Here is a 24,767-nt window from a genome sequence, read left to right on the forward strand (position 1 = left end):
AGACCTATAATTAGACAGTTATTTGTCCGATTTTGTTTCACATTTTTTCGCTTATTGTAGAATTTTTTTTTAATCAAAAGGAAAACCGCTTAAAATAAGCGGTTTTATATGTTGTTATTGTCCTAATGCTTCCTTGCGAAGTGTATCGGCTTTATCCGTTTTTTCCCACGGAAGATCTAAATCATGACGGCCGAAATGTCCGTATGCAGCTGTTTGTTTGTAGATCGGACGACGCAGGTCAAGCATTTTAATAATGCCAGCTGGACGAAGATCGAAGTTCGCACGAACCACTTCAATTAATTTTTCTTCAGAAGCTTTCCCTGTTCCGAAAGTATCAATTGAAATCGATACAGGCTGTGCAACACCAATTGCATAAGCAAGTTGTACTTCACAAGAATCTGCAAGGCCGGCAGCTACAATGTTTTTCGCTACGTAACGAGCAGCGTATGCCGCTGAACGGTCAACCTTTGTTGCGTCCTTCCCAGAGAAAGCACCGCCGCCATGACGAGCGTATCCGCCATACGTATCAACGATGATTTTACGTCCAGTTAAACCAGCATCCCCTTGAGGTCCACCGATCACGAATCGGCCAGTTGGGTTAATAAAGTATTTTGTCTGTTCATCAATCAGTTCACTTGGAACGACAGGGCTGATGACATGCTCTTTTAAGTCGCTTTGAATTTGTTCAAGCGTCACTTCTGGTGCATGCTGCGTTGAAATAACCACTGTATCAATACGAACAGGTTTATTTTGGTCATCATATTCTACTGTTACTTGTGTTTTTCCATCTGGACGTAGATAAGCAAGTGTTTGATCCTTGCGTACTTCAGTTAAACGGAGAGATAATTTATGCGCTAGTGAAATCGGCAGCGGCATCAGTTCTTCGGTTTCGTTGTTGGCAAAACCAAACATCAATCCTTGGTCACCTGCACCAATCGCATCAAGTTCTTCTTCAGTCATTGTGCCTTCACGTGCTTCAAGCGCTTTGTCTACACCTTGCGCAATATCAGCAGACTGTTCATCAATAGATGTGAGCACTGCACATGTTTCCGCATCAAAACCATATTTCGCACGCGTGTAGCCAATTTCCTTAATCGTGTCACGCACCGTCTTTGGAATATCGACATAAGTAGACGTTGTAATTTCTCCGCTTACTAATACGAGACCCGTTGTAACAGAAGTTTCACAGGCAACACGTGCATTTGGATCTTTCTTTAAAATTTCATCCAAAATGCTGTCTGAAATTTGATCACAGATTTTATCCGGATGTCCTTCCGTCACTGATTCTGAAGTAAATAAACGACGATTTTGACTCATAATGGCTATTTCCTCCTGTACAAGACCACATCATCCCAAGATGAGGTCTCCAATATGATACGGAACTCGTTCCCTCTTATATTTGAAAACGTTTCTATTAGAGATGTTATTGGCAATTTGTTCATATGATATCCCAAAAATAAAAAAACCATTTCCTTCATTGCGAGGAAAGGGTCTGAGATCGCATGCCTTTCACTCTTATCGCTCAAGGTGTTCTTGTACCTTGCATCAGGTTAGCACCTTGGTTTCTCAGCATATTCATGCCTTTTCATAAGAAACCGGTTGCTGGGCTTCATCGGGCCTGTCCCTCCACCAACTCGGGATAAGAGTATCCGTTCAATAAGATATCTTATCTTAAATACTTGCATCATGTCAATGCTTCATCAGAATTATCTTCCCTTTTTTTCACCACGTTATTAGCATCACCAAAAAGCATATTTTCATAGCAGAAATGAAAAAACACACACAAAAATATTTAAATAGTATAGACTATTATTACGAATGTGTTATACTAATCGAAACAAAACAAATTCAACGGTAAAGGAAGGGTTTTTTTATGAACTCAGTGGATTTAAAAGAAGATTTGCAGTCATTGCTCTCATTAGAAAATACGCACCAAAATTTATCTGTTCCGAAACTTGTTGAAAAGATTTTGGCACGTGATGAAGGCGTTTTAACATCAACAGGAGCTGTCCGTGCTACAACGGGTGCCTACACAGGACGTTCGCCTAAAGATAAATTTATCGTGAAAGAAGAAAGCTCTGAACATAAAATTGATTGGGGTCAAGTCAACCAGCCGATTTCTAAAGAAGCATTTGACCGTTTATATACAAAGGTTGTGTCATACTTAAAAGAACGTGATGAACTATTCGTCTTTGAAGGATTTGCCGGTGCAGATGAAAGATACCGTATGCCAATTACAGTGGTAAACGAATTTGCATGGCACAATCTCTTTGCAAAGCAGCTATTCATCAGACCTGACGGATCAACACCTTCTTCAAACGAAAAACCGTTCACCATCTTATCTGCACCGCATTTTAAAGCAGATCCTGAAACAGATGGCACAAACTCTGAAACGTTTATTATCGTTTCTTTTGAAAAACGTACCATTCTGATCGGTGGAACAGAGTATGCAGGAGAGATGAAAAAGTCCATCTTCTCTGTCATGAACTACCTGCTTCCTGAGCAAGATATTTTATCCATGCACTGCTCAGCAAACGTCGGTCAAGAAGGCGATGTCGCACTATTTTTCGGCCTTTCAGGTACTGGGAAAACGACGCTTTCTGCAAGCGCAAGCCGCAAGCTGATCGGTGACGATGAACACGGCTGGTCTGGCTCAGGAGTCTTCAATATTGAGGGCGGATGCTATGCGAAATGTGTGAACTTAAGCGAAGAAAAAGAACCGCAAATCTACAAAGCCATCAGCTTCGGATCAGTTCTTGAAAATGTTGTGCTTGATGAAGAAACACGTGAAGCGGATTATGATGACACGTTCTTTACTGAAAACACACGCGCTGCTTACCCAATCGAAATGATTGATAACATCGTGACGCCAAGTATCGCAGGACACCCATCTGCCATTGTCTTCTTAACAGCTGATGCATTTGGCGTTTTACCTCCAATCAGCCGTTTAACAAAAGAACAGGCGATGTACCATTTCTTGAGCGGTTACACAAGTAAATTAGCAGGAACTGAGCGCGGTGTCACATCACCAGAAACGACATTCTCTACTTGCTTCGGTTCACCATTCTTGCCGCTTCCAGCTCACGTCTATGCTGAAATGCTTGGCAAGAAAATTGATGAGCACGGCGCAAAAGTATTCCTTGTGAATACAGGTTGGACTGGCGGAGGCTATGGTACAGGCAAACGTATGAACCTAGCGCATACAAGAGCAATGGTGCAAGCAGCGATCGAAGGCGACCTCGACAACGCCGAAATGATCACTGATGACATCTTTGGATTACACATCCCGCTTCATATTCCTGGCGTTCCAGATGAAGTGCTTCAACCTTCTAAAACATGGGATGACCAAGAGGCTTATCAAGAAAAAGCACACTTCCTTGCCAATGAATTTAAAAAGAACTTCCAAAAATTCAGCCACGCAGCAAGTGACATTGAAGCCAAAGGCGGACCACTCGTATAATCAAATGACAAAAGCTGAGGGGAATCATTCCCTCAGCTTTTTTTGTTAGTTTGTTGAATGTAATGAGACGAGACGGTAAGTGACCTTTGTCACATTGTCTGTAAGCTCTAACTTTTCAACGTGTGCTGTCCCTGTTTTTTCTCCGTCTTTCGTTTTACGCACCTCAAGCGGAATATTTAATGGATAAATGCGGTACCCTTCCTTCATGAGCTCAAATACATTCTCTTCAATTCTTGTCTCTTTTCCCTTCGTGACAATCATTGTATTAAATTCAACAGGCATTCCCATATTGAAAATCCCCCTACTTTCTAAAATTCGTTATACTGCTTATTTTACCACATTTCCGCTTTTCCGGCTGTGCATCCACGTCGTCAGCCTTCTGACAATTTCCCGATTATACTGCGGCGGAAAATAATGGTTGTATCCATGGAAATACCAAGTCTCCACTGACTTTCCGTGCTGGCGCAGCGCATCTTCTAATAAATACGCATGCTCAATGGATACATTCTGATCCTCTTCTCCGTGGATGATGAGAACAGGCGCTTCAATTTTGTCTACATCATTTAAAGGCGTTCTATCCTCATAGGCCTCTGGCACTTTGTGCGGGGGACCGCCAATCACACGTTTCATCATCCTTCTCATATCCACACGCTCTTCATAGGTGAGCTTCATATCACTGACGCCTCCCCATGTCACAAAGGAAGCGGCCTCCTGTTTCATTTCAACAGCGGTCCAAATGCCCATAATGCCTCCGCGCGAAAAACCAAAGATATGAATACGCTCCTGCTTCACCTTTTTATGATGCTTTAACAACTGAAAGGCAGCAAAAGCATCTTTCCGGTCCTCTCCGGCAAAGTCTTCGTTCCCTTCGCCTCCCTGATTTCCTCGGTAAAAGGGCGCAAATACAACAAATCCCTGCGCGGCAAATTGCACAATCCGGCCTGGTCTGACCATTCCCACATTTTTTATGCCGCCTCTTAAATACAAAAAGCCGTCATAGAGACCTTCTCCGGCCGGTTCTGCGAGCAGCCCTTTGATCCGAAGTCCATCTGCCTCATAGGTCACTGTAAATAAGTGAATATGCGGATGGGGGGACGGAAACCTTCTTTTTTCCACAATCACTTGATTTCTCTCCTTTTCATCTGTTCTTACGTCAAATGCTTGATGATCGCTTCTGCTACAAGCTGGCCTGATTTAGTCACCATCGGCGTGCCGCCGCCTGGATGACTCGTTCCTCCAACAAACCATAGCCCTTCAATGTCCTTTGACTGATTATTGATGCGGAAGAACGCCTGCTTGAACGAGTTGGAAGACATACCATAAATGGCTCCATGATATGCACCCGTTTTCTGCTGCAGATCAAGCGGAGTTTGAACCGCTTCATATTCGGCCACCTTATCCAGATCAAAGAGACCCTTTTCCTTTAATTTTGTTTTCATATGCTGCGGGTATGTCTCCTTTAGCATGTCCCAATCGTGTTCATTTGTCACATAAGGCGCATTCGCCAGTACAAACAAGTTGCTTCTTCCCGGTCCTCCGCTTAAAGCTGGTTCTGAATGACCTGAATAACAGATGTAAAGCGTTGGATCCTGAGGCAGTTGTTTTTTCTGAAAAATATCCTTGAATTCTTGCTCATAATTCTCTGGGAAAAACACATTGTGATGGGACAGCTGTTCATAGACTTTAGGTACACCTAATAAGAGAACAAAGCCAGATAGTGACGGTTCAATGGCAGTAAGCTTTTGATTTAAAAAGCTTGGGCGGTCTTTTTCATCAATCAGATTGCGGTAGACAGTCAGCGCGTCCGCTCCGGCAATGACTTGATCTGCTTCATACATCTGGTGAGCCGTTTCTACTCCTTTGATTCGCCGGTCCTTCACATGAATCTTGTTGACTTGTTCATTCAGGTGAATCTGTACTCCTAATTCCTTTGCCAAAGTCTCAAATGCTTCAACTAAACGATATGTACCGCCCTTTATGCCATATATCCCTTTCTCCCCTTCTAAATACGCCATCATATTAAAAATAGCCGGAGCCTGATAGGGAGAAGAGCCGATGTATGTAGCATACCGTCCAAACATCGCCAATGTATGCGGATGACGGAAATATTGACGCAGCAAGCGTTGAACGGTTGTAAACGGTTTGACAGAGAGAAGGGCTTTCACGAGCTTTACATCCGCCTTATCCTTCCACGTCAATAACAAACGATTTAAAAACTGATCCTCAGCCTTTTGAAAAAGCATCTTTGATTCCTGTAAAAATGCACGGTATTGCTTCGCATCCTCAGGACTGAATGCTGCAATTTGTGATTCCATCTGCTCAATATTCGGCGTAAATTCGACCGTATGTCCATCTGAAAAAACATTTTTGGTCAGAGGAGAAATCGGATAAAATGTGACGTAATCCTCCATCCGTCTATGACAGGAAACAAACACTTCCTTAAAGTATGACTTCATTGTAATGGTACTCGGTCCTAGATCAAAAGAGTAGCCAGCCCCCTGATGACGCTGCAATTTCCCGCCTAAAGCCGCTTCTTTTTCTAATATGGTGACCTGAACCCCGCGTGACTGTAAGCGGATCGCTGCTGATAATCCGCCAAGCCCGCCGCCGATGATGATCACTTTTTTCATTCGTACCTTCTCCCTTTCCATTCATACCCTTCTTTTTTCAGCCCGATTTTCATAGAAGCAAGGCCAATGGCGATCAGACTTAAAATGCTGATCGGTAATAAAAAGGCCATTGCAGATGTTCTTCCGTTCTCAATATCAATTGCCGCTTTGATCGACACACCCAGTCCGTAGCAAAGAATCGCTAAGCATATACTAAGCACATCCAGCTGCAGCAAAGCCATTATCAAGCAAATGATTGGAGCCAAATAAAGCAGGGTGTATAAACAAAAGACACTGCTTAACAAAGCAATGCTTCGATTGACACCTGGAAACAAATTTTTCCGGTAGCCTTTCCAAACCTCTTGTCCACTCTCATACATTCTCATATACACAAATGGATGAATGCTTGCTAGTGTGAACGGTAAGCCTTGTTCCTTCACCCGTCTAGCCAATGCCATATCATCCACTAGCGAATCCTTAATCGCTTCATGCCCGCCGATATTGTGATAGCAACTCTTTTCAATGGCAATAAAGCCTCCATGCGCGGCGGCAAAAGCCGGATTCTTTGATTTTCTGACCCACTTCACAGGTAGATGACAGCCAATGGTAAACATCATCATGGGAACGACAAGATGCTCAAAGAAAGTGCCTGTTTTTTGCTCTGGGAAGCCTGACAGCATGCCCGTTTTTTGCGCGCATAACTGCTCGTACACAGCTTCAATTGCTCCCCGTTTCAACCGGACATCCGCATCTAAAAATAACAGCCAATCAGAAGCCGCCACCTCAGCGAGCTGAGAACAGGCGTATGATTTTCCTAGCCAGCCTGGCTTTAACGGCCGGCCTGACTGCACACGAATCCATGGATATGTTTGTGAGAAGCGCTCCACAATCGCTCTTGTCTGATCGGTCGAATGATCATCAAGTACAATCACCTCTTTCGGATAAAGACGTTGATTAACGATCGACTGAAGACAGGCTTCTATCCGTTTCTCCTCATTTCTAGCCGGAATCAGTATCGATAACGAAATGGGTTCATCTGATGAAAAGGAAGCGGGCTTTAACACGGGAAACTGCTTCATATTCCATATGGTGAATAGAAACTGACAAAGCAACAGCACACTGATTACAGTTAAGAAGAGTGCCATGTTCTCACCCACTTTTTAAAAGAATCAAACGCATCACTTGTTGACTGACTTGTCCTTGTGATCTGTTTAAATTCTTCGTTTATTGAAAAATCAGGATCCGCAATGACCTGTGCTTGATGCCTGTTTAACTGCGTTTCAAGCAGATCGCCAAGCATACGCGTCATATCCTTGCTTCGCAGGGAGCTTCCAGATACGATGGCATCATCACCGAACACAACAGAAACTATCGGCTTTTGATATTGATTAAATGTATACTGCAAGGTTACAGGCTTCACCACGACTTGCTCAAATTGCCTCACTAAAAAAGAAGCCCCGCCTTCCAGTTCAAGCGGTCTCACGTCCTGATGCATAATTTTCCCCTGTGGAAAAAGCCATACCGCTCCGCCGTCCTGCATGTTCTCTTTTGCTGTCATTAAAGCTTGTTTCACGCTTCTCAGGTTCTCTTTATGAACCGGAAACGCCCCAAGCTTACGGAAAAAAGCATATTGCTTCAGCTGCTTCTCTTCCATCATCATGTAGTGATCAAGTTCAGACGCCTTTTCTGTTAAAAGAAAAATGATCAGTCCATCCCACCATGAGCTATGATTGGCGAGATAAAGAACAGGCAGGTTTTCCTTCGGGTCCACCGAGCCTTTCATCATCACACAGCGGAAATGCTTATGGAGCAAATATCGCTCTAGATAAAGTGAAAATAGACGTCTAAACGATCGGCTTTTGTCGCTTTCTTTCAAATCGAACCCTTCCTTCACACAAAATGACAATGATCAGTGCTAAATAAAAAATGACATCGAGTCCGCCCTTTAATGCCAAAAGACCAAAAAAGAACACCATCGCCTGATAAATACGACTCGTCCAGCTGAGTGTCTTTTGATCAATTGAGACAAGCGGGAAAAGAAATGAAAGTCCTGCTCCAATCATACCCCAGCTCACAAAATTCTCAAAAGGAATACCATAAAACCCACCGCCGTCATACCACACCCAAAACTTCCGCTCAGCTGCTACTGGATCTAATATGAGGTCAAGCAACACAATCCATATCCCCGTTTCGACGGCTCGTCTCCACTTTGACTGCTGACTGGATAAAAAAAGGCTGTTTAAAAACACGCCAACCCAAGCAAATGCAATGGTTAACGGCACCCCCGCCACTAGAAAACCTAGCGTCGGATAATAGTCATAGGCCCCAAATGGGAACCCCGTTGTGATCCCTACCCACTCCACCGTAAATGTAAGCACCCCGACAATGACTGCCCTTTTGATGACAAATCCCCATGAGCCATAAATCTGTCGCCCAATCTCTATGACGCAGCAAGCATACAGCACAAGAAAGATTCCGTTTGCAAACTGAAGCCATGCTGGCACTTCAAAAAAGACCATTAAGATCAGACCTACTAAATACCATCCAATAAATACCCAACTCAATCTATACACGAAACCGCTCCTTTATTTCTGCCAAATTCAAGAAAGTCTTCATGCCTCTAGTATAGAAAAAAAGACGCGTTCTATAAATAAACAATGCGCTTCTTATTTTCATCTAGGCACTCACCAAAAATCCCTTTTCACATACTTTAATAGTGATCTAGAACAAAGGAGGCGAATTACTCTTGAATCGTTCCATCAAAGTCAGACTGGCATTCATCGTCGTCGTCCTGCTCTTTATTCCATTTGTCGCCTGTAAAAAAGAACAGGAGCAGACCGTACAAGTAGCCGAGGTGACCCATTCGGTCTTTTATGCTCCGCTATATGTCGCCTTATCAGAGGATTTCTTCAAAGAAGAAGGCCTGGAGGTTGAACTAAAAACCACTTGGGGCGGCGATAAAACGATGACAGCTCTCTTATCAGGCGGTGCTGATATCGCCCTGACCGGGTCTGAATCCTCTATCTATGTAGAGGCTCAAGACACAAAGGATTCTGTCATAAACTTTGCACAGCTGACGCAAACAGACGGCACATTTCTTGTTTCAAGGGAGAAAGTAAACCAATTCTCTTGGGATCAATTAAAAGGTAAAGATTTCTTAGGACAGCGGAAAGGCGGCATGCCGCAAATGGTCGGTGAATATGTCTTGAAAAAAGAAGGCATTGATGTAAAAAAGGATCTTCGTATGATTCAAAATATTGATTTTGCCAACATTTCAGGTGCATTCTCCTCTGGAACTGGCGATTTTGTACAGTTATTCGAACCGACCGCTTCCTTACTCGAAAAAGAAGGTAAAGGGTACATTACCGCCTCCTTTGGAGAAGCTTCTGGCAAGGTGCCATATACCACCTTCATGGCAAAGAAGAGTTACTTAGAGGAAAACAAAGAGACCGCTGAAGCCTTCACCCGAGCCATTTACAAAGCGCAGAAATGGGTAGAAGCCAAGCAGCCTGAGGAGATTGCAAAGGCCATTCAAGCTCATTTTCCTGATACAGACCTTGATGTCTTATCAACTGCCATCAAACGCTACAAACAGCAAGATTCCTATGCAACAGATCCCCTTCTAAATGAAGAAGAATGGAACAAATTGCAGGAAATCATGAAGGAGAGCGGTGAATTGCCGGAATTTATTCCGTACAAACAACTTGTCGATTCATCCATTGCAAAGAAGGTCACAGATCACAAATAGAATAGGAGGTAGCACATGTCTTTCCTTCAAATTGACCATGTGACCCATACGTACTTCTCTTTAAAAGAAAAAACAACAGCTATACAGCTCATCAATATGGAGATAGACCAAGGTGAATTCATCTCATTTATTGGTCCCAGCGGCTGCGGAAAAACCACCTTGCTGTCTATCATCGCAGGAATTACGCCGCCCTCTGAAGGTCGAATTTTAATCGAAGGAAAAGAACCAAATCAACAGGAGCATCAAATCGGCTATATGCTCCAGCAAGATTATTTGTTTCCTTGGAAGACCATCAAGGAAAATGTCATTCTCGGGTTAAAAATTGCGAAACAAGATTCGCATGAGGCCACCTCAGCTGCACTTGATTTACTGCCAAAGCTTGGACTGCCTGAAGTCGAGGAAAAATATCCGAAGGAGCTGTCTGGCGGAATGAGGCAGCGTGCGGCTCTCGCCCGAACACTTGCAGTTGATCCCGGTCTGCTTTTACTAGATGAGCCATTTTCAGCGCTAGACTACCAAACAAAACTCACATTAGAAGATCTCGTCTTTCACACATTAAAAGACTATCAAAAAACAGCAGTCCTTGTGACACATGACATTGGCGAAGCCATTGCGATGAGTGACCGCATTTTCTTATTCTCAAAGCATCCAGGCTCTATCCAGCGAATCTTTACCGTTCCAGACGACATAAGGGCTCTCTCTCCATTTGAAGCGAGACAGACCCCGCATTTCCAAGAGCTCTTTCAAACGATTTGGAAGGAGCTGAAAACAGTTGAAACACAGTGACCTTTTACATGAAGCCTATCGCAAAAAATACCGAATGGAAAAACGGATCACACGTATCTATCAGCTCATCATATTCGCCAGCTTCTTTTCGCTTTGGGAGCTTGCCAGTCATTTCAGGTTCATTGATCCGCTTATTTTCAGTTCACCATCTGCGGTCTGCCAATTGTTTGTGCAAAAAATTCAAGATGGTTCTTTAATGAATCATATGAGTATTACATTATTTGAAACGGTGCTCGGTTTTCTACTTGGTACCTTTTGCGGCATTTTGCTCGCTGCCGCCTTATGGTGGTCCACCCGATTAGCAAACGTTCTTGATCCTTATTTAGTCATTTTAAATGCCATGCCGAAAGTTGCCCTCGCCCCCATTTTAATTGTTGCCCTTGGACCTGGTATGATCAGCATCGTCGCCATGGGTGCGATCATTAGTGTGATCATTACGACGATCGTCATTTACACTGCCTTTCAAGAGGTCGATGAGAATTATTTAAAGGTGATGAAAACCTTTGGCGCGAAAAAAAGCGTCGTCTTTCGTGAGGTCATTTTGCCAGCTAGTATTCCAACGATGATTTCTGCCATCAAAGTGAATGTTGGTCTTTCTTGGGTTGGGGTCATTGTAGGGGAATTTCTTGTATCCTCAAAAGGGCTCGGCTACATGATCATTTACGGTTTTCAAGTCTTCAACTTTACACTCGTGTTCTTAAGTCTTTTCATTATTGCTGTGTTTGCGACCATCATGTACCAGCTTGTGGAATGGCTCGAACGCCGTTTTCTCCAAAAATAAAAAGCACAGGGATGATCTCCCTGCGCTTTTTTTAACGAATCAAACCGTTCTTTTCTAAATAAGCAAGACTTTTTCTTAACACATCATCTTTCATAATAAAACTGAAATTCTTATTTTTTGCGATGGATCTTGGCAAGTCTGCGAAAAGAACAGGTCCTTTCGTTTCAAAATACGTGTCTTGCTTCACTAGCCTTTCAATATCAGCGAAATAAATATTTTTTACGATGACCTTTTCTCTGCCTAGCACCTGATACTGACCAATATACGTTAATTCACGAACAACAGCACCCGTCTCTTCTTGAATCTCACGTATAGCGGCTTGGTCTGCTTCTTCATTTGGCTCAACTTTCCCTCCTGGAAACTCATAGCCCCGATCCTCATGTTCAGTGAGCAGCCATTTCCCCTGGTAACGGCAGATAGCCCAAACATGCTTTGGATGACTTGAAAAAGGCTTCTCTTCAAAGGAGAGCTTGACCGTATTATGATAATAGTCTTTAAATACATGCATGTAAAATCCCTCATATCCTGTCCTTGCTTCTTGTAAAACATCATACCACAGATCACATTTCTCTGAAGAATTTTTATCAAAAGTGAAACAAACGAGTGGTTTCATTTCGTCTGTATTTAAAATGAGGTCTTGTTGCTAAAACCTTTTTATCATCCCCAACTTCACCCTATTTTAATCATGAAACCTTTTATCCCTTGATGACGTAAATCAATTAGTGTTTGTCCTATTACGACAAGGAGGAAAACAGCATGAGGATAACAAATGGGTCAAAACAAGAAAAAGATCAATCGCTTACGCCCAGTAAAATTGAAAAAGATGACGCCCCTCATGAGGTGATCAAGAAACACCTCATCAAAGGGCAAAAGCTAGATTTAACTAAAGACAATCCAAATATCGACCAAATTCAAATCGGGCTTGGCTGGGATTTGGCTGGCCAGCCAATTGATTTAGATACGCAAGTGTTTCTCTTAAATGAAGAGGACAAACTGTTGTCTCCAAGCCATCTGATCTATTATCATCAGCAGCAGAGCTTAGACGGAGCTGTTCGCCATCTTGGTGATCATCAAGTTGGCGGCGGATATCGAGACAATGAAATGATCATTATGCAATTAAGCAGAGTCTCTCCTGATATTCATAAAATCGTTGTAACAGCCACGATACATGATGCACACGAGCACAAGCATCATTTTGGACAAGTGACGAACGCTTATGTGCATCTGACTGATCAAATATCACAACAAGAGATTTGTACCTTTCAATTAACAGAAGATTATTCGTATTGTACCTCCATCATTTGCGCCCAACTCATAAGAGATGAGGAAGAATGGAAAATTATCGCCACCGGGCAAGGAACTACGCTAGATTTAAATGATTTATGCCGCATCTATGGATTCACATCTTGACGCAGGAAAGGAGCCGGCACCAATGGGATTTCAATTCAACACAATAGAAGAACTCACTTTACAAGCAGAAGGCAGCGGAATCTTTTTTGCGAAAAAAGGCGCAATGATTGCCGATCAAGGTACGTTTCAATACCGCAAACGACTACTCGGTACGAACAAAGGAAATATGGTCAGTCAAGTATTTAACCATATCAGCAGAAAATTGACAGGTGAAAACCTTGAGGTGATGGAAGTAAGTGGACAAGGTACTTGTTATTTGGCTGATTCCAGCGAGCACGTGACAGTGATTAACCTTGAGCCGAGCGGTCCTTGGCAGCATGTAAGTGTAGAAAGTGAGGATTTACTTGCCTTTACTGAGGAATGTCATTACGGCGTGACACCAGTAGGCGTAGGGATTTTATCACAGAAAGGACTGTTTACATCAAAGCTCTCCTATCAAGGCCACGGGGCGCAGGTCGCCATTAAAACAAATGGAAACCCGCTCATTTTAAAAGCCCCTTGCCGTGTAGACCCTGACGCCATCGTCGCTTGGACAGGTAAAGCACCGAAGGTCAAATTAGATGTGAACTGGAAGACCCTCATCGGACAAACATCTGGTGAATCCTACTTATTTGAGTTCCAAGAACAAGACCAAATTGTCATTATCCAGCCATCTGAGCGTACATCCGGCTTACGGGTTGGTTTAGATGATAACCGTTATAAGCCTCAGAGCCAGAACTCCTCCCATGAATTCACTAATTCACAGACATCTCAGCAAGAGAATAGAGGCGGGCTTAGTGATCTGATCGGAGGCATCTTACAACCGCGAAAATAAAAGCATGTAGAAAATCTCTACATGCTTTTTCAATTCATTAATCCATTTGTTTCAATAAAGTTCTTTGTCTCTTCATTCCCGAGCTCGAAAATCATTGAGTATATCTCTTTTCTTTTTCGATCCATTTCATCATTCGGACTGTCATAATGATATTCAAGATACGGAACATGCGCTCGAAAGAAGCCTTTCCAATCTGTCATATACTGTTCATCGAAATAGTCTCTCAGCTGCAAAATTTGATCATCGTCTGCTTCTATTTGAAATTGCCAAGCCGCCGCATCTCTATGCTGAGATATCGACCCATCCTGTACGGATACATAATATGTGTGTCTCGTCATCTGATTCATCCTTTTTCCTTTAGTATGACCAGATATGAAGAAATTACGGCTTTTTGCGCAATTTATTTTTTAACATGTCCAACACATCAATAAACAACTGTGGAATGGGAATTCCGAGGGCATTGGCTGTCGAGACGATTTGGTAAGATTCATAAATAATATAGAAGATGATCGCTAAATCCTTAATCATCCCATTTGTCTTCAGCATGACATCGAAGAAATGCGCCATGGATATTAAGGAGACCGTCACAATCTTTCGAACAAGCCGTGTAGAAAAACGTTTCATTGTGAGCTGTCCTGTCAAAGATTCTCTTAGGCTTGAACAAATTAATTCAATGGCCATGAGTGTTACTAATATCATCAGTAAATATCCTGCTCCACCAAACAGAAAGCCCATCGCTGACAAACTGACTGTAAACAACGAAAAGATGCCTAAATCTTTGCTCACTTGGCATCAACATCCTTTCAGAGTGGAACTCCTTACCTCAATAGTATATGTCAGATCCTCGCAATAGCTTGGACGACAAAAAATAAAGGCGTCGCCTTTTAAATCAGAGAGAGTGATGACAAGAAAAAAAGCCACCTTGTGCGGCGGCTTCCATCTTTAGACTCTCACATCAATAAAGCGAGCGTCTGAATCCTTTGGTTGAACAGCTTGAGGCTGCTGCTGAACTTGATCCAGCATGACCATGGCTTGTGCTGTATTCGTAGCAAGCTGTGAATTCAACAAACTAATATTAAGTGTTTTTTGAATGCTCGCGACTTGCTGACTCATCATTCCTGCAATAGAAGACATCTTCTCCCCTCCCTTCTCTTTTCTCTTCGGCTGAAAGCCCTATGATTTCAATGGGCTGTCTGTCCCGATTCCAACAAAAAAGGAATGTCGATCTCTTCATGATCGACATTCCTTCCACATACGTATTATCCCAAAAATGCTTTAAGCATCCAGTTGTGTTTCTCAATAGATTGATGAATCGCAAGCAGCATATCACCTGTTGTTTCATCGCCAACTTCTCCAGCCAGCTCCATTCCTTGCTTTAATTCCTCAGCGATATTGGAGAAATCATCATATAGATTTTTCACCATTTGCTCCGCTGATTCATTACCTTCAGCTTCTTGAATGCTAGAAATTTCTAAGCATTCTTTCATTGTCGCAACAGGCTGTCCATTTAACGCAAGCATACGCTCAGCCAAATCATCAATGTACGTCGCTGTTTCTGTATAAAGTTCCTCAAATTTCTCATGGAGTGTAAAGAAGTCTTTTCCCTTTACGTACCAGTGATAGTTATGTAATTTTACGTAAAGCACAGTCCAATCAGCTACTTGTTTATTAACGACGTTTAATAATTTTTCAGACATGTTTATTCCTCCTTATGTAATTGCGTTTAGTATGAGAATACCCTTTTCCTATTATACTGAAACCTGCCATGAATTTCTTCTATTTTGACTGCATGAAATATATGTTAATATGGAAATAAGGAGGGAGTTAGATGCTGCTACTTGGGATTATCAGCTTTATCATTATCTCAATCGTTGTCTTTTTATCACTATGGACAACATCGAAGGCTTATGAATATAAGCATAAAGTCGATTCACCACAGGATGCTGAACCAAACCAACGTCCTAACCCGAAATAAAATGACACTTAATGATGTGAGGTTTCTTCTTCAGTAGATGAACTCTCTTTTTTCACATCACCTACATGGATATTTGTCTTTGGCATATTATGCTGCTGTTTAGCTGTCACATGGACTTGTATGATATAAAGGCCATCTTTTTTAAAGGCTGTATGCAATTCATATACACCTTTGTTCTCTTTCTTTGGCTGAATCATCTTGCTGTTATCCTTATCGCCATCTTTCCACACTTCAAATTGAACTTCGTCTGCATCATCAACAGGCGTATCACCATATGTGACAGCTGCTTTTACTATAACGCTTTCATTTTTCTCCACTTGTTCAGGTCCTGTAAGCTTCACTTCTAATAGCTCAGGTACCTCCCCTTCGCCACTATTTGCTGCAGAGTTCCCACATGCACTTAGTAACAAGAGCATCAATATCATTCCCAACATTTTTCGCATCCCGAGTTCCCCCTTCTTTTACTGACATGTCCATTTTAACAAATATCCCCTATTTTGACATCTCATGATCGAATACAAAAAAACCGGACATCATCATGTCCGGTTTATGATCGATTAACCAAATACTTTGAGAAGCTCTTCTTGATCTTGAGAAAGCCAGAAACGCATCAAACGTTTTGCCCCTTCAAGGTCATGAAGCTTCGCTTGACCGCATTGCTCTTCGTTTGCAGCAGGAATCTCTGTTACCTCAACTGCATCCTTGAATGTTGCATCAAGAAGTTCAACGATTTCTTTTGGAGTTGGTGCACCACTGACCACTAAATAGTAGCCTGTCTGGCAGCCCATTGGAGAAATATCAATGATATCAAAATGGTCGTATTTCTCTGAGTGTGTTCTAATGTTAAACGCAAGTAAATGCTCTAATGTATGAATCGTATCAGGTTTCATTGCTTGTTTGTTTGGCTGACAAAAACGAATATCAAATTTATTGACTTCTCCATCTGATCCCACTTTATGAACGCCACAATGACGAACGTATGGCGCTTTTACAGCATTATGATCAAGTTCAAAGCTTTCAACTGAAGGCATAATCACCACTCCTATAATTGCAATTTCCTATATTATAACATATTTCTCCGACCAGTTTAGTTTATAAAACTTTCCTTCCTTGTCCTTTTTTCTTATACTGTGAAAGACAGACAAGGAGGAACTTCTATGAAACAAATTTTTATCGGCATCATACGCTTTTATCAAAAGTGTATTTCCCCTCTTACACCGCCTAGCTGCCGGTTTTACCCAACATGCTCAAACTACGGGCTAGAAGCGATCAAAACGCATGGCGCTTTAAAAGGCGGCTGGCTCACCATCAAACGGATTTTAAAATGTCATCCGCTCCATCCTGGCGGCATCGATCCTGTCCCGCCGAAAAAGGAAAAATAAATTATTTTTCTTCATATCCGTTGAAGACTACGTCAAGCTTGCCAGTTCCTGGATCAATGACAAGACCGTGCACAGGCACATTTGATGGGAGAAGCGGGTGATTTTTCACAACGGACACACTGTCCTTCACGCTCTCTTCAACCGAACTAAAGCTTTTGAGCCACTGTTTAAAATCGATTCCTGAGTATTCCAGTACTTCAATACGTTTTTCTGGGATACCACGCTCAATGGCTTTGTTTAAAAGTGTTTGGCTGTCTATTTTGCTCATACCGCAATCATGATGCCCAATGACATAAACCTCGTCAGCATTTAATTCATAAACAGCCACTAAAATGCTTCGCATAATACTTCCAAATGGATGAGACACAAGAGCACCAGCACTTTTAACGATCTTGATATCTCCATTTCTCATGTTCATTGCACGTGGAAGCAACTCGACAAGTCTTGTATCCATACATGACAGAATGACAGCTTTTTTCTGTGGAAACTTCGTTGTTGTAAATTCTTCGTATTTCTTTTCTTCAATAAATTGTTGATTATATTCGATGATTTCTTCTAAAAGTTTCATACGTTGTCCATTCCTTTATCTTTTTTTAAAAATAAATATAGCACAATGTGAGAAATTTCGTCACGTTTTGCAGTGCATTTTTTTAAAAGGAAACATCTGCTGTTGAAAATTTTTTATTTTCCTCTTTTCAAATCGTAATTATTACGATACAATAACTCAGGACATTAAATCGTAATCATTTCTATCTAATAGATTGAGAGGAGACATTTTTCACATGAAAAAAATCTTTTATATGTTAACTGCTGCTTTATTTGCGATCGGTCTTGCCGCTTGCTCAAGCAGTGCGGGGACAAATGCTTCAAAAGGGAAAGCAGACGGAAAACTAACCGTTTACACCACAATTTTCCCGATTCAAGATTTCACTGAAAAAATTGGTGGTTCTCATGTTCATGCGCAAAGCGTGTACCCTGCCAATGCAGATGCACACAGCTTTGAACCAAGTTCAAAAACGATGGTTGAAATGGCTGAAGGAGACGCCTTCATCTACAGCGGCACAGGCGCTGAAGCATTCGCTGACAAAACCGCTTCTACGTTAAAAGACCAAGGCGTGAAAACAGTCAAAGCAGCCGAAGGCATCAAATTGTTATCGACAAAAGAAGAGCATTCACATGAAGAAGGCGAAGACCATGATCACGATCATGAAGGGGAAGATCATGACCATGATGGACACGATCACGGAGATAAAGATCCTCATGCATGGTTAGACCCTGTTTATGCACAGCAAATGGCAAAAAACATTAAAGATACACTCGTTTCATTAGATCCAGATCATAAAGACGAATACACAAAAAACTATGAAAAACTAAAAAAGGATTTGCAATCGCTAGATCAAGAGTTCAACACAACGTTATCTAAAGCAAAACATAAAGAAATCCTTGTTTCCCACGCAGCCTACGGTTATTGGGAAAAGCGCTACGGCATTGAACAAATCAGTGTATTAGGGTTATCCGCTTCTGAAGAGCCTTCACAAAAGCAGCTCGAAAGCATTGTACAAAAAGCTGAAAAGCATCACATTCAATATGTGATTTTTGAAAACAACGTCAGCAGCAAAGTCTCAGATACGATCCGCAGTGAAATTGGGGCAAAAAGCCTCACACTTAAAAATCTAGAATCTATTACTGAAGATGATGCCAAAAATGGCGAAAGCTACGTCAGCTTAATGAAACAAAATCTAAAGACCTTAAAAACCGCTTTAAATGATTAATTGTTAAAACCCCGGGTGATTATCCGGGGTTTTTTGCTGTAAAAAAAGCACACCATTGTAGGGTGTGCTTTTTATATTACATTTGATACTTTTTCTTAAACAACTCGGCTCTTCCGCCTTTTTCTCCGAACTTTTGGCGTCCTGTATAAAAAGGATGCGTATCAGAGCTTGTTTCTACTTTAATGACAGGATACGTTTTCCCATCTTCCCATTCTACTGTCTCATTGGATGACTTTGTCGATTTACTCAAAAAGCGGTAACCGCTGTTTACGTCCATAAATACAACTTCATGTGAGGTTGGATGAATATCTCTTTTCAATGTCAAAACTCCTTTCGTTATCAAAACGTAATTATTACGTTTTATATTTATATTCTACTCCCTCTCTTACAACTTGTCAAAAATCAAGCTTTCTTAGTCAGGAAGAATAATCTAAAAATGGTGGAGAATAATAACATCATGAAAAAGAGAAGCGATAAGAAAGGCGGAGAAAAAAATTGACTGATCTCGTTTTAGCTAGAAGCCTGTTCGGCACAACCATGGGCTTTCACATTATTTATGCCTCGCTTGGTGTCGGCATCCCGCTAATGATTTTGTTAGCTGAACTCATCTTCCAAAAAACGAAGGACCCTCACTATGCTGTCATGGCGAAACGGTGGACGAAAGCGCAGGCTGTCTTGTTAGGTGTCGCCATTCCAACAGGCACGATTGCTGGTACCCAGCTCGCTCTTCTATGGCCAGGTTTTATGGAGGTCATCGGAAAGGTCATGTCACTGCCATTTCAGATTGAAATTTATGCGTTCTTTATTGAAGCATTATTTATGTCTATTTATGTGTACGCAGCGGATCGCCTATCACCTGCTATGCGCATCATTACCGTTATTTTTGTCGTGATTGGTGCAGCCGCTTCAGCGATTCTGATCACAAACGTACATGCGTTTGAAGGTACTCCTGCTGGCTTTCAAATGGTCAATGGAGAAATTACGAATATCGAGCCCTGGAAGGCCTTTTTCAATCCAAGCTTTGTCGTAACTGCGACACATGTCGTGCTGTCTGCTTTTACAACAGGTGCTTTTGTGATTGCATCAGTGGCAGCTTTTAAAATGCTTAAAACAAGAAAGAATGAGAAACTCTATACGTTTCATCGAAAAGCCCTTTTTCTTGGACTTATTGTAGGCGGCCTCTTCTCATTTCTTACGGCTATAAATGGTCATGAGTCTGCTCAGCTTCTGTATGAATATCAGCCAGAAAAATTAGCTGGTGCTGAAGGTTTATTTGAAACACAATCACATGCGCCGCTCGCAATAGGTGGTTTTACTGATGCTGATTCAAAGGAAATTAAAGGAGCAATTGAAATCCCTTGGGCGCTTAGCTTTCTGGCAGGAAATAGCTTTGATACGGTGGTCAAAGGCTTAAATGATTTCCCTCGTGACGAGTGGCCGCCTTTATTTATTCACACGTTATTTAACGGCATGGTCATTATTGGCTCAGTTCTCATTTTGTTTGCGGTGTTAGCACTGCTTTACCGTAAAATTTTAAAACGCGAGCATTATCCGAAGTGGCTCCTTTTTCTTTACTTATTCGGCGGGCCCCTTAGTCTTTTGGCCATTGAGTTCGGCTGGATTTTTGCATGTACAGGCCGTCAGCCATGGGTCATTTATCGAATGCTCAAAACCTCAGAGGTCGTCACATCATCAGGCTCGATCGGTACGCTCTTTATCCTTTTTGCCATTGTCTATCTCATCTTAGGCATAGCAACTGTGATTGTGCTGACGTACTACTTTAGAAAACATTCGATTGAAGAAGACCTACGGTTAACAGAATCTTAAAAAGGAGCGATCAAGATGCAAATGGATGTGACAACTGATGCACTCATTGCAATCACCATCTTATGGGGGTTCGTTTTTATCTATGCAGTGATGGCATCAATGGATTTCGGCGCAGGATTTTGGTCCATGATTTATATGAATAAAGAACAAACAAAGGCCGCTAATATCGCAAATAAGTACCTTTCTCCAACATGGGAAGTAACTAACGTATTCATTGTGGCAATTGTTGTCGCATTGTTTAGTATGTTTCCAGGTGCGACCTTTGTCCTTGGTACTGTTTTATTAATACCCGGCAGCATTATATTATTGCTTCTTGCACTGCGAAGCGGGTTTCTCGTGTTTTCTCATTCTCTTCCTAAAAAATACAGAAAAGCAGTGACTTACATTTCAGGGATTAGCGGCTTTATCATTCCATCGATCCTGATCATGGTTCTTCCGATTACTCATGGTGGATTTATCTTTGAGGAGAACAACAACTACTCATTAGATCTTGGACTGGTCTTTACGAGTGCAAATGTCTATTCTTTTGTCGGCTTTGCCATTTTCAGCACCCTTTTTCTTTCGTCATTGCTTTTAGCTGATTTCTCGAATGTGGCTGATGAAGATGAAGCTTACAGCATTTATAGAAGAGGAGCGCTCATTACGGGTCCGCTTTCACTCATGATGGCCTTTTTCATCATGCTGACATTAAGAAGCGAGGCAAATTGGCTGTTCACAAAAATGATGCAGAACATCCCTATTCTTCTTGTATCACTCCTGATGTTTTTGCTAGCAGGGCTGGCTCTATTTTTACCAAATAGTCGGTTTAAGCATAGAAAAGGCCGGCCTCGTTTAGCTGTCATTGCGATTACCATTCAATATTTTTTAGCAAGCTATGTGTACGGACGTGCCCATTTGCCTTATATGGCCTATCCGGATATTACAATCATGTCTGGATTTACAGACCCTGTGACATTTAGAGCATTATTTATCACGTATATTGTAGGTTTTATCATCTTATTCCCTGGGTTCTATTTCTTCTGGAAATTGTTTATGAAGGATAAGCGCTATATTCGCCAGGAAGATTAACGTGAATGGATGAGGTTCATTTCGGTTACATTATAGAAGAAAGACATACTCAAAAGGAGGTCATCTGTATGAGTCAAAAAATCCTTTGTGAAGTCAATAACTGTTCCTATTGGAATGCTGGAAACCGCTGTGGGGCAGATGCAATCTATGTCGTCAGCCACACAGGAAATACGGCTGAAAAAAGTGAAGAAACGGATTGTAAAACGTTTAAACCACAAGATCTTTAAGTCTCATTTAAGGAGGCGCTTCGCATTGAAACACGATCGGCTGCTTCAAACGTTTTTTTATGAAATTCTCGACGCGGACGAAGCCGCATTTTATCAGGCTGCTCACTCCTTTTTAAACCTTTGGGATTATGAATATGGCCATGCAGCAGACATGCCCAGTGAAATGAATCACTATATTGGACAGCTTGCTTATGACAGCGAACTGGTAGAAGAGTAAGAAAGAGCGGATCACCGCTCTTTCTTTTTTGTTGAGACAGGAAGGAAAAACTTTCTCTCACTATATATAGATTTTATTGGATGTGCAAAAGGTGAATACCTTATTTTCACATCACAAAATCATGTTTTGTAAAGACGTCAATTTTATCTGAGAAGGAACGAAGCGCTTGATAATCCACTTCTACGCCCATTCCTGGGGAACGAGGCACCTCAATAAAACCATTTTCAACCTTGATTTCAGGAAAAATGATATCTTGCTCCCAATATTTTGACGAAGCGGAAATATCACCTGGAATTGTAAATTGCGGAAGCGAAGCAAGTGCCACGTTCTGCGCGCGGGAAATGCCTGTTTCAATCATTCCTCCGCACCATAACGGAATTTGATGCTCCTTACTGAATGTATGGATTTTGAGGGCTTCTGTCAGCCCTCCAACTCGTGAAGGCTTCACATTAATAATTTGACAGCTGCCAAGCTCTACAGCTTTTCTAGCATCATCTAAGGAACAAATACTTTCATCCAAACATATCGGTGTTTTTAAGTGCTTTTGCAAATGGCGATGATCGACGATATCATCTGCAGCTAATGGCTGTTCAATCATTAATAAACGAATGTCATCGAGCTGTTTGAGCTTGCTAATATCCTTTAATTCATAAGCAGAGTTTGCATCCGCCATTAGTGGAAGGTGAGGGAAAGACTCTCTAATTTTTTTAAGGAGTCCGATATCCTGCCCCGGCTTAATTTTCACCTTCACCCGCTGATAACCTTGGTCCACAAATTGCTGTATTTGCTTCAGCATGTCATCAATGGGTCCTAACCCCGCCACAACACCAGAAGGTATTCTATCCTTGGTGCCGCCTAATACATCTCGTAACGACTTATTCTCACGCTTCGCATAAATATCCCAAACAGCCGCTTCAATTCCCGCTTTCGCCATCCTATTGCCTTTAAATTGGTACAGGCTGTCTGGTATTTCTGAAGGGTGTGTAAAGGTGCGTGTCAGCACATTTGGTATAAAAAAGGCTCTCAGCATATGGTAACAAGTCTCAATGGTTTCTTCTGTATACCACGGAGAAGAAAAGGCTGACACCTCTCCCCATCCAGTCAATCCCGTTTGATCTTTTACCTCGACAATAATAAACTCACGCTCTGAGATGGTCCCAAGACTTGTGGTAAATGGCTGCTTGAGCTTCATCGTGACATGATATAAAATTACTCGTTCAATTTGAATCATCTAAAAACCCCTTTGACTTGAGTCTGTGCCTTTGCAATTTATTTGACGCATTTCTTGGCAGCTCGTCCACAAAGTGAAAAGCGGCAGGCCATTTATATTTTGCTAGATGCGACTCACATAAAGCATAGAGCTCGTTCTCCGGTATTTTATGGTCTGTGACAAGAAAGGCAGCTGGTACCTCTCCCCATCTATCATCATACATACCCGTCACTCCGGCTTCCTTTACATGCGGATGTGTTAACAGGATCGCTTCAATTTCAGCAGGATAAATATTCTCACCGCCAGAAATAATTAAATCTGAACGGCGGTCAAGCACAAATAAAAATCCTTCCTCATCCACATAGCCGATATCACCCGTTTTCAGCCAGCCTTGATCAAAAGCAGCCGCGGTCGCCTCTTCGCGGTAAAGGTACCCTTTCATGACATTTGCCCCTTTCACCATAATTTCGCCATGCTCAAAAGGACGACAAATGCGCGTACCATCTTGAATTTTCAGCTCACATCCAAAAAGGGGTTTTCCCGCTGATCCAAGCTTCTCTACACTAAATTCAGGCGCAAGGGTCACAATTTGTGAACAGGTTTCTGTCATGCCGTACGATTGAAACACAGGGAAGCCTTTCTCTTTGCTTTCTTGAAGCATCGCAAAAGGCGCAGGTCCTCCGCCTAATAACAGACAGCGCAAAGAAGACGGACATTCTTCCAGCCTGCTTAATAAACGGGATAACATCGTTTGAACAACAGATATCATCGTCACACGATGCTGTTCAATCGAACCCTTTACTTCATCGACATCAAACTTTTGATGAAGTACGACAGTCATCCCATAAATCACAGACTTAAATAAAGCGGATAACCCGCTAATATGAAAAAGAGGCAGTGCAATAAGCCAGCGGTCATCCTCTCTGAGGCCCATATTGAGTGCAGAGGAAACAGCACTATAAAAATGATTACCAAACGTTTGCTCGACCCCTTTTGGTTGTCCTGTTGTGCCAGACGTATACATGATCGTTGCTGTTTCATTCAAATCAAATTCGCTTTCGATTTTCTTTCCATTGTCGTGACCTGCTTCTGGTAAAGTCTCCATTATATAAACGGGTAGATCACCCTTATGATCACTTGCATAAACAGGTTCAGTAAATAAAGCGGCTGCTTTTGCATCTTCAAGTTGATAGCGCCTTTCAGCTTTTGTTAACTTATTGTTCAATAGCACGATTTTGAATCCTAATGAAAAACAAGCATGAACAAGCATCACCATTTGAGGCTGGTTGTTCATCAAAAGCCCGACCGTTTCCCCTTTTTTTAATGATGCTTGTGCAAGTCTATTTGAAAGCTCATTGACTTCATCAGCTAAATCGCGAAATGTCCACTGTTTATCCTGATAAATGAGTGCGACTCTTTCTGGTGTTAAATAAGCACGGTGCAGCAGCCAATTCGGTTGCTTCATCATGACACCTCCTTTT

Annotated in this window: 31 protein-coding genes and 1 riboswitch; of the genes, 13 read left to right on the plus strand and 18 right to left on the minus strand. The window is 41.9% G+C overall.

Annotated elements, in window-relative coordinates; all coding sequences use genetic code 11:
* Window positions 1–114: 114 nt before the first annotated feature.
* Complete coding sequence (gene metK / locus CKW02_RS14030; RefSeq protein WP_003217547.1) at window positions 115–1,317, minus strand: methionine adenosyltransferase; 1,203 nt, start codon at window positions 1,315–1,317, stop codon at window positions 115–117.
* 195 nt (window positions 1,318–1,512) lie between these two features.
* Window positions 1,513–1,646: riboswitch (SAM riboswitch) on the minus strand.
* A 227-nt stretch (window positions 1,647–1,873) separates the two neighbouring features.
* On the opposite strand from metK, the gene pckA reads away from it, so the two are divergent.
* Window positions 1,874–3,460 (plus strand): phosphoenolpyruvate carboxykinase (ATP), encoded by a 1,587-nt coding sequence (gene pckA, locus CKW02_RS14035; RefSeq protein WP_003217554.1) that lies wholly within the window; start codon window positions 1,874–1,876, stop codon window positions 3,458–3,460.
* Between the two features lie 45 nt (window positions 3,461–3,505).
* On the opposite strand, the gene CKW02_RS14040 is transcribed toward pckA, so the two are convergent.
* Genes CKW02_RS14040 through CKW02_RS14065 form a run of 6 tightly spaced genes read right to left on the minus strand, consistent with a single transcriptional unit; the run spans window position 3,506 to window position 8,642 of the window.
* The gene (locus CKW02_RS14040) at window positions 3,506–3,748 is read right to left on the minus strand and encodes a DUF2584 domain-containing protein (RefSeq protein ID WP_003217584.1); all 243 of its coding nucleotides are present in this window, start codon (window positions 3,746–3,748) and stop codon (window positions 3,506–3,508) included.
* Between the two features lie 39 nt (window positions 3,749–3,787).
* Window positions 3,788–4,582, minus strand: a complete 795-nt coding sequence (locus CKW02_RS14045; RefSeq protein ID WP_003217723.1) for an alpha/beta hydrolase family protein — start codon at window positions 4,580–4,582, stop codon at window positions 3,788–3,790.
* Window positions 4,583–4,608: 26 nt separating this feature from the next.
* A complete protein-coding gene (locus CKW02_RS14050; protein WP_034620866.1) occupies window positions 4,609–6,090 on the minus strand; it encodes a phytoene desaturase family protein in 1,482 nt (493 codons plus the stop codon).
* Window positions 6,087–7,214 (minus strand): glycosyltransferase family 2 protein, encoded by a 1,128-nt coding sequence (locus CKW02_RS14055; RefSeq protein WP_095117860.1) that lies wholly within the window; start codon window positions 7,212–7,214, stop codon window positions 6,087–6,089. Before CKW02_RS14055 ends, CKW02_RS14050 begins: the two co-directional genes overlap by 4 nt.
* Window positions 7,199–7,945, minus strand: coding sequence for a lysophospholipid acyltransferase family protein (locus CKW02_RS14060; protein ID WP_034620865.1), 747 nt, complete (start codon window positions 7,943–7,945; stop codon window positions 7,199–7,201). The genes CKW02_RS14055 and CKW02_RS14060 overlap by 16 nt, the downstream gene beginning before the upstream one ends.
* Window positions 7,914–8,642, minus strand: coding sequence for a carotenoid biosynthesis protein (locus CKW02_RS14065; protein ID WP_003217714.1), 729 nt, complete (start codon window positions 8,640–8,642; stop codon window positions 7,914–7,916). Before CKW02_RS14065 ends, CKW02_RS14060 begins: the two co-directional genes overlap by 32 nt.
* 173 nt (window positions 8,643–8,815) lie before the next feature.
* Between CKW02_RS14065 and CKW02_RS14070 the strand changes: the two genes are divergently transcribed.
* Genes CKW02_RS14070 through CKW02_RS14080 form a run of 3 tightly spaced genes read left to right on the plus strand, consistent with a single transcriptional unit; the run spans window position 8,816 to window position 11,384 of the window.
* Window positions 8,816–9,817, plus strand: coding sequence for an ABC transporter substrate-binding protein (locus CKW02_RS14070; protein WP_003217688.1), 1,002 nt, complete (start codon window positions 8,816–8,818; stop codon window positions 9,815–9,817).
* A 15-nt stretch (window positions 9,818–9,832) separates the two neighbouring features.
* Window positions 9,833–10,603: an ABC transporter ATP-binding protein gene (locus CKW02_RS14075; protein WP_003217636.1), complete on the plus strand. Its 771-nt coding sequence runs from the start codon at window positions 9,833–9,835 to the stop codon at window positions 10,601–10,603.
* A 34-nt stretch (window positions 10,604–10,637) separates the two neighbouring features.
* On the plus strand, window positions 10,638–11,384 hold the full coding sequence (locus CKW02_RS14080; RefSeq protein ID WP_371475125.1) for an ABC transporter permease: 747 nt from the start codon (window positions 10,638–10,640) through the stop codon (window positions 11,382–11,384).
* Window positions 11,385–11,415: 31 nt separating this feature from the next.
* Here CKW02_RS14080 and ytkD read toward each other — a convergent pair whose 3' ends face one another.
* Window positions 11,416–11,892, minus strand: coding sequence for an RNA deprotection pyrophosphohydrolase (ytkD, locus tag CKW02_RS14085; RefSeq protein WP_003217752.1), 477 nt, complete (start codon window positions 11,890–11,892; stop codon window positions 11,416–11,418).
* A gap of 248 nt (window positions 11,893–12,140) precedes the next feature.
* Here ytkD and CKW02_RS14090 point away from each other — a divergent pair, with 248 nt between their 5' ends.
* Complete coding sequence (locus CKW02_RS14090) at window positions 12,141–12,794, plus strand: TerD family protein (protein ID WP_003217746.1); 654 nt, start codon at window positions 12,141–12,143, stop codon at window positions 12,792–12,794.
* A gap of 22 nt (window positions 12,795–12,816) precedes the next feature.
* Entirely contained in the window at window positions 12,817–13,608 is a 792-nt protein-coding gene (locus CKW02_RS14095) for an AIM24 family protein (RefSeq protein WP_003217675.1), read from the plus strand.
* A gap of 29 nt (window positions 13,609–13,637) precedes the next feature.
* Here the strand turns inward: CKW02_RS14095 and CKW02_RS14100 are convergent, their stop codons facing one another.
* From CKW02_RS14100 to CKW02_RS14115, 4 genes are all read right to left on the minus strand, one after another.
* Window positions 13,638–13,946, minus strand: a complete 309-nt coding sequence (locus CKW02_RS14100) for a hypothetical protein (protein ID WP_003217683.1) — start codon at window positions 13,944–13,946, stop codon at window positions 13,638–13,640.
* Window positions 13,947–13,989: 43 nt separating this feature from the next.
* Window positions 13,990–14,394 carry a phage holin family protein gene (locus tag CKW02_RS14105; RefSeq protein ID WP_003217754.1) on the minus strand — a complete coding sequence of 135 codons (405 nt, stop codon included), beginning with the start codon at window positions 14,392–14,394 and terminating at the stop codon, window positions 13,990–13,992.
* A gap of 156 nt (window positions 14,395–14,550) precedes the next feature.
* Entirely contained in the window at window positions 14,551–14,742 is a 192-nt protein-coding gene (locus tag CKW02_RS14110; RefSeq protein WP_003217712.1) for a hypothetical protein, read from the minus strand.
* 125 nt (window positions 14,743–14,867) lie between these two features.
* The gene (locus CKW02_RS14115) at window positions 14,868–15,305 is read right to left on the minus strand and encodes a Dps family protein (protein ID WP_003217576.1); all 438 of its coding nucleotides are present in this window, start codon (window positions 15,303–15,305) and stop codon (window positions 14,868–14,870) included.
* Between the two features lie 131 nt (window positions 15,306–15,436).
* Between CKW02_RS14115 and ytzI the strand changes: the two genes are divergently transcribed.
* Window positions 15,437–15,583 carry a YtzI protein gene (ytzI, locus tag CKW02_RS14120; protein ID WP_003217544.1) on the plus strand — a complete coding sequence of 49 codons (147 nt, stop codon included), beginning with the start codon at window positions 15,437–15,439 and terminating at the stop codon, window positions 15,581–15,583.
* A gap of 8 nt (window positions 15,584–15,591) precedes the next feature.
* On the opposite strand, the gene CKW02_RS14125 is transcribed toward ytzI, so the two are convergent.
* Both CKW02_RS14125 and CKW02_RS14130 read right to left on the minus strand, forming a co-directional pair.
* A complete protein-coding gene (locus tag CKW02_RS14125) occupies window positions 15,592–16,026 on the minus strand; it encodes a FixH family protein (RefSeq protein WP_003217735.1) in 435 nt (144 codons plus the stop codon).
* Between the two features lie 114 nt (window positions 16,027–16,140).
* The gene (locus CKW02_RS14130; RefSeq protein WP_003217624.1) at window positions 16,141–16,614 is read right to left on the minus strand and encodes an S-ribosylhomocysteine lyase; all 474 of its coding nucleotides are present in this window, start codon (window positions 16,612–16,614) and stop codon (window positions 16,141–16,143) included.
* A gap of 126 nt (window positions 16,615–16,740) precedes the next feature.
* Here CKW02_RS14130 and yidD point away from each other — a divergent pair, with 126 nt between their 5' ends.
* Window positions 16,741–16,965, plus strand: a complete 225-nt coding sequence (yidD, locus tag CKW02_RS14135) for a membrane protein insertion efficiency factor YidD (protein WP_003217666.1) — start codon at window positions 16,741–16,743, stop codon at window positions 16,963–16,965.
* Window position 16,966: 1 nt separating this feature from the next.
* On the opposite strand, the gene CKW02_RS14140 is transcribed toward yidD, so the two are convergent.
* Window positions 16,967–17,533, minus strand: coding sequence for a beta-class carbonic anhydrase (locus tag CKW02_RS14140; RefSeq protein ID WP_003217750.1), 567 nt, complete (start codon window positions 17,531–17,533; stop codon window positions 16,967–16,969).
* A gap of 214 nt (window positions 17,534–17,747) precedes the next feature.
* Here CKW02_RS14140 and CKW02_RS14145 point away from each other — a divergent pair, with 214 nt between their 5' ends.
* Window positions 17,748–18,737: a metal ABC transporter solute-binding protein, Zn/Mn family gene (locus CKW02_RS14145; RefSeq protein WP_003217657.1), complete on the plus strand. Its 990-nt coding sequence runs from the start codon at window positions 17,748–17,750 to the stop codon at window positions 18,735–18,737.
* Between the two features lie 76 nt (window positions 18,738–18,813).
* Here the strand turns inward: CKW02_RS14145 and CKW02_RS14150 are convergent, their stop codons facing one another.
* On the minus strand, window positions 18,814–19,056 hold the full coding sequence (locus CKW02_RS14150) for a type B 50S ribosomal protein L31 (protein WP_003217579.1): 243 nt from the start codon (window positions 19,054–19,056) through the stop codon (window positions 18,814–18,816).
* A gap of 176 nt (window positions 19,057–19,232) precedes the next feature.
* Between CKW02_RS14150 and CKW02_RS14160 the strand changes: the two genes are divergently transcribed.
* The 4 genes from CKW02_RS14160 to CKW02_RS14175 all read left to right on the plus strand — a co-directional run bounded on the left by CKW02_RS14160 (window position 19,233) and on the right by CKW02_RS14175 (window position 22,076).
* Entirely contained in the window at window positions 19,233–20,564 is a 1,332-nt protein-coding gene (locus CKW02_RS14160; protein ID WP_003217550.1) for a cytochrome ubiquinol oxidase subunit I, read from the plus strand.
* A 21-nt stretch (window positions 20,565–20,585) separates the two neighbouring features.
* Window positions 20,586–21,632, plus strand: coding sequence for a cytochrome d ubiquinol oxidase subunit II (locus tag CKW02_RS14165; protein WP_170966031.1), 1,047 nt, complete (start codon window positions 20,586–20,588; stop codon window positions 21,630–21,632).
* Window positions 21,633–21,700: 68 nt separating this feature from the next.
* Window positions 21,701–21,859: a DUF1540 domain-containing protein gene (locus CKW02_RS14170; RefSeq protein WP_008360682.1), complete on the plus strand. Its 159-nt coding sequence runs from the start codon at window positions 21,701–21,703 to the stop codon at window positions 21,857–21,859.
* 25 nt (window positions 21,860–21,884) lie between these two features.
* A complete protein-coding gene (locus CKW02_RS14175; protein ID WP_003217708.1) occupies window positions 21,885–22,076 on the plus strand; it encodes a hypothetical protein in 192 nt (63 codons plus the stop codon).
* Window positions 22,077–22,182: 106 nt separating this feature from the next.
* Here the strand turns inward: CKW02_RS14175 and menC are convergent, their stop codons facing one another.
* On the minus strand, window positions 22,183–23,307 hold the full coding sequence (gene menC / locus CKW02_RS14180) for an o-succinylbenzoate synthase (protein ID WP_003217663.1): 1,125 nt from the start codon (window positions 23,305–23,307) through the stop codon (window positions 22,183–22,185).
* Complete coding sequence (locus tag CKW02_RS14185; protein WP_003217578.1) at window positions 23,294–24,754, minus strand: o-succinylbenzoate--CoA ligase; 1,461 nt, start codon at window positions 24,752–24,754, stop codon at window positions 23,294–23,296. The genes menC and CKW02_RS14185 overlap by 14 nt, the downstream gene beginning before the upstream one ends.
* Between the last annotated feature and the right edge of the window lie 13 nt (window positions 24,755–24,767).

Origin of the sequence: Bacillus pumilus, assembly GCF_900186955.1 — a bacterium.
GTDB lineage: Bacteria > Bacillota > Bacilli > Bacillales > Bacillaceae > Bacillus > Bacillus pumilus.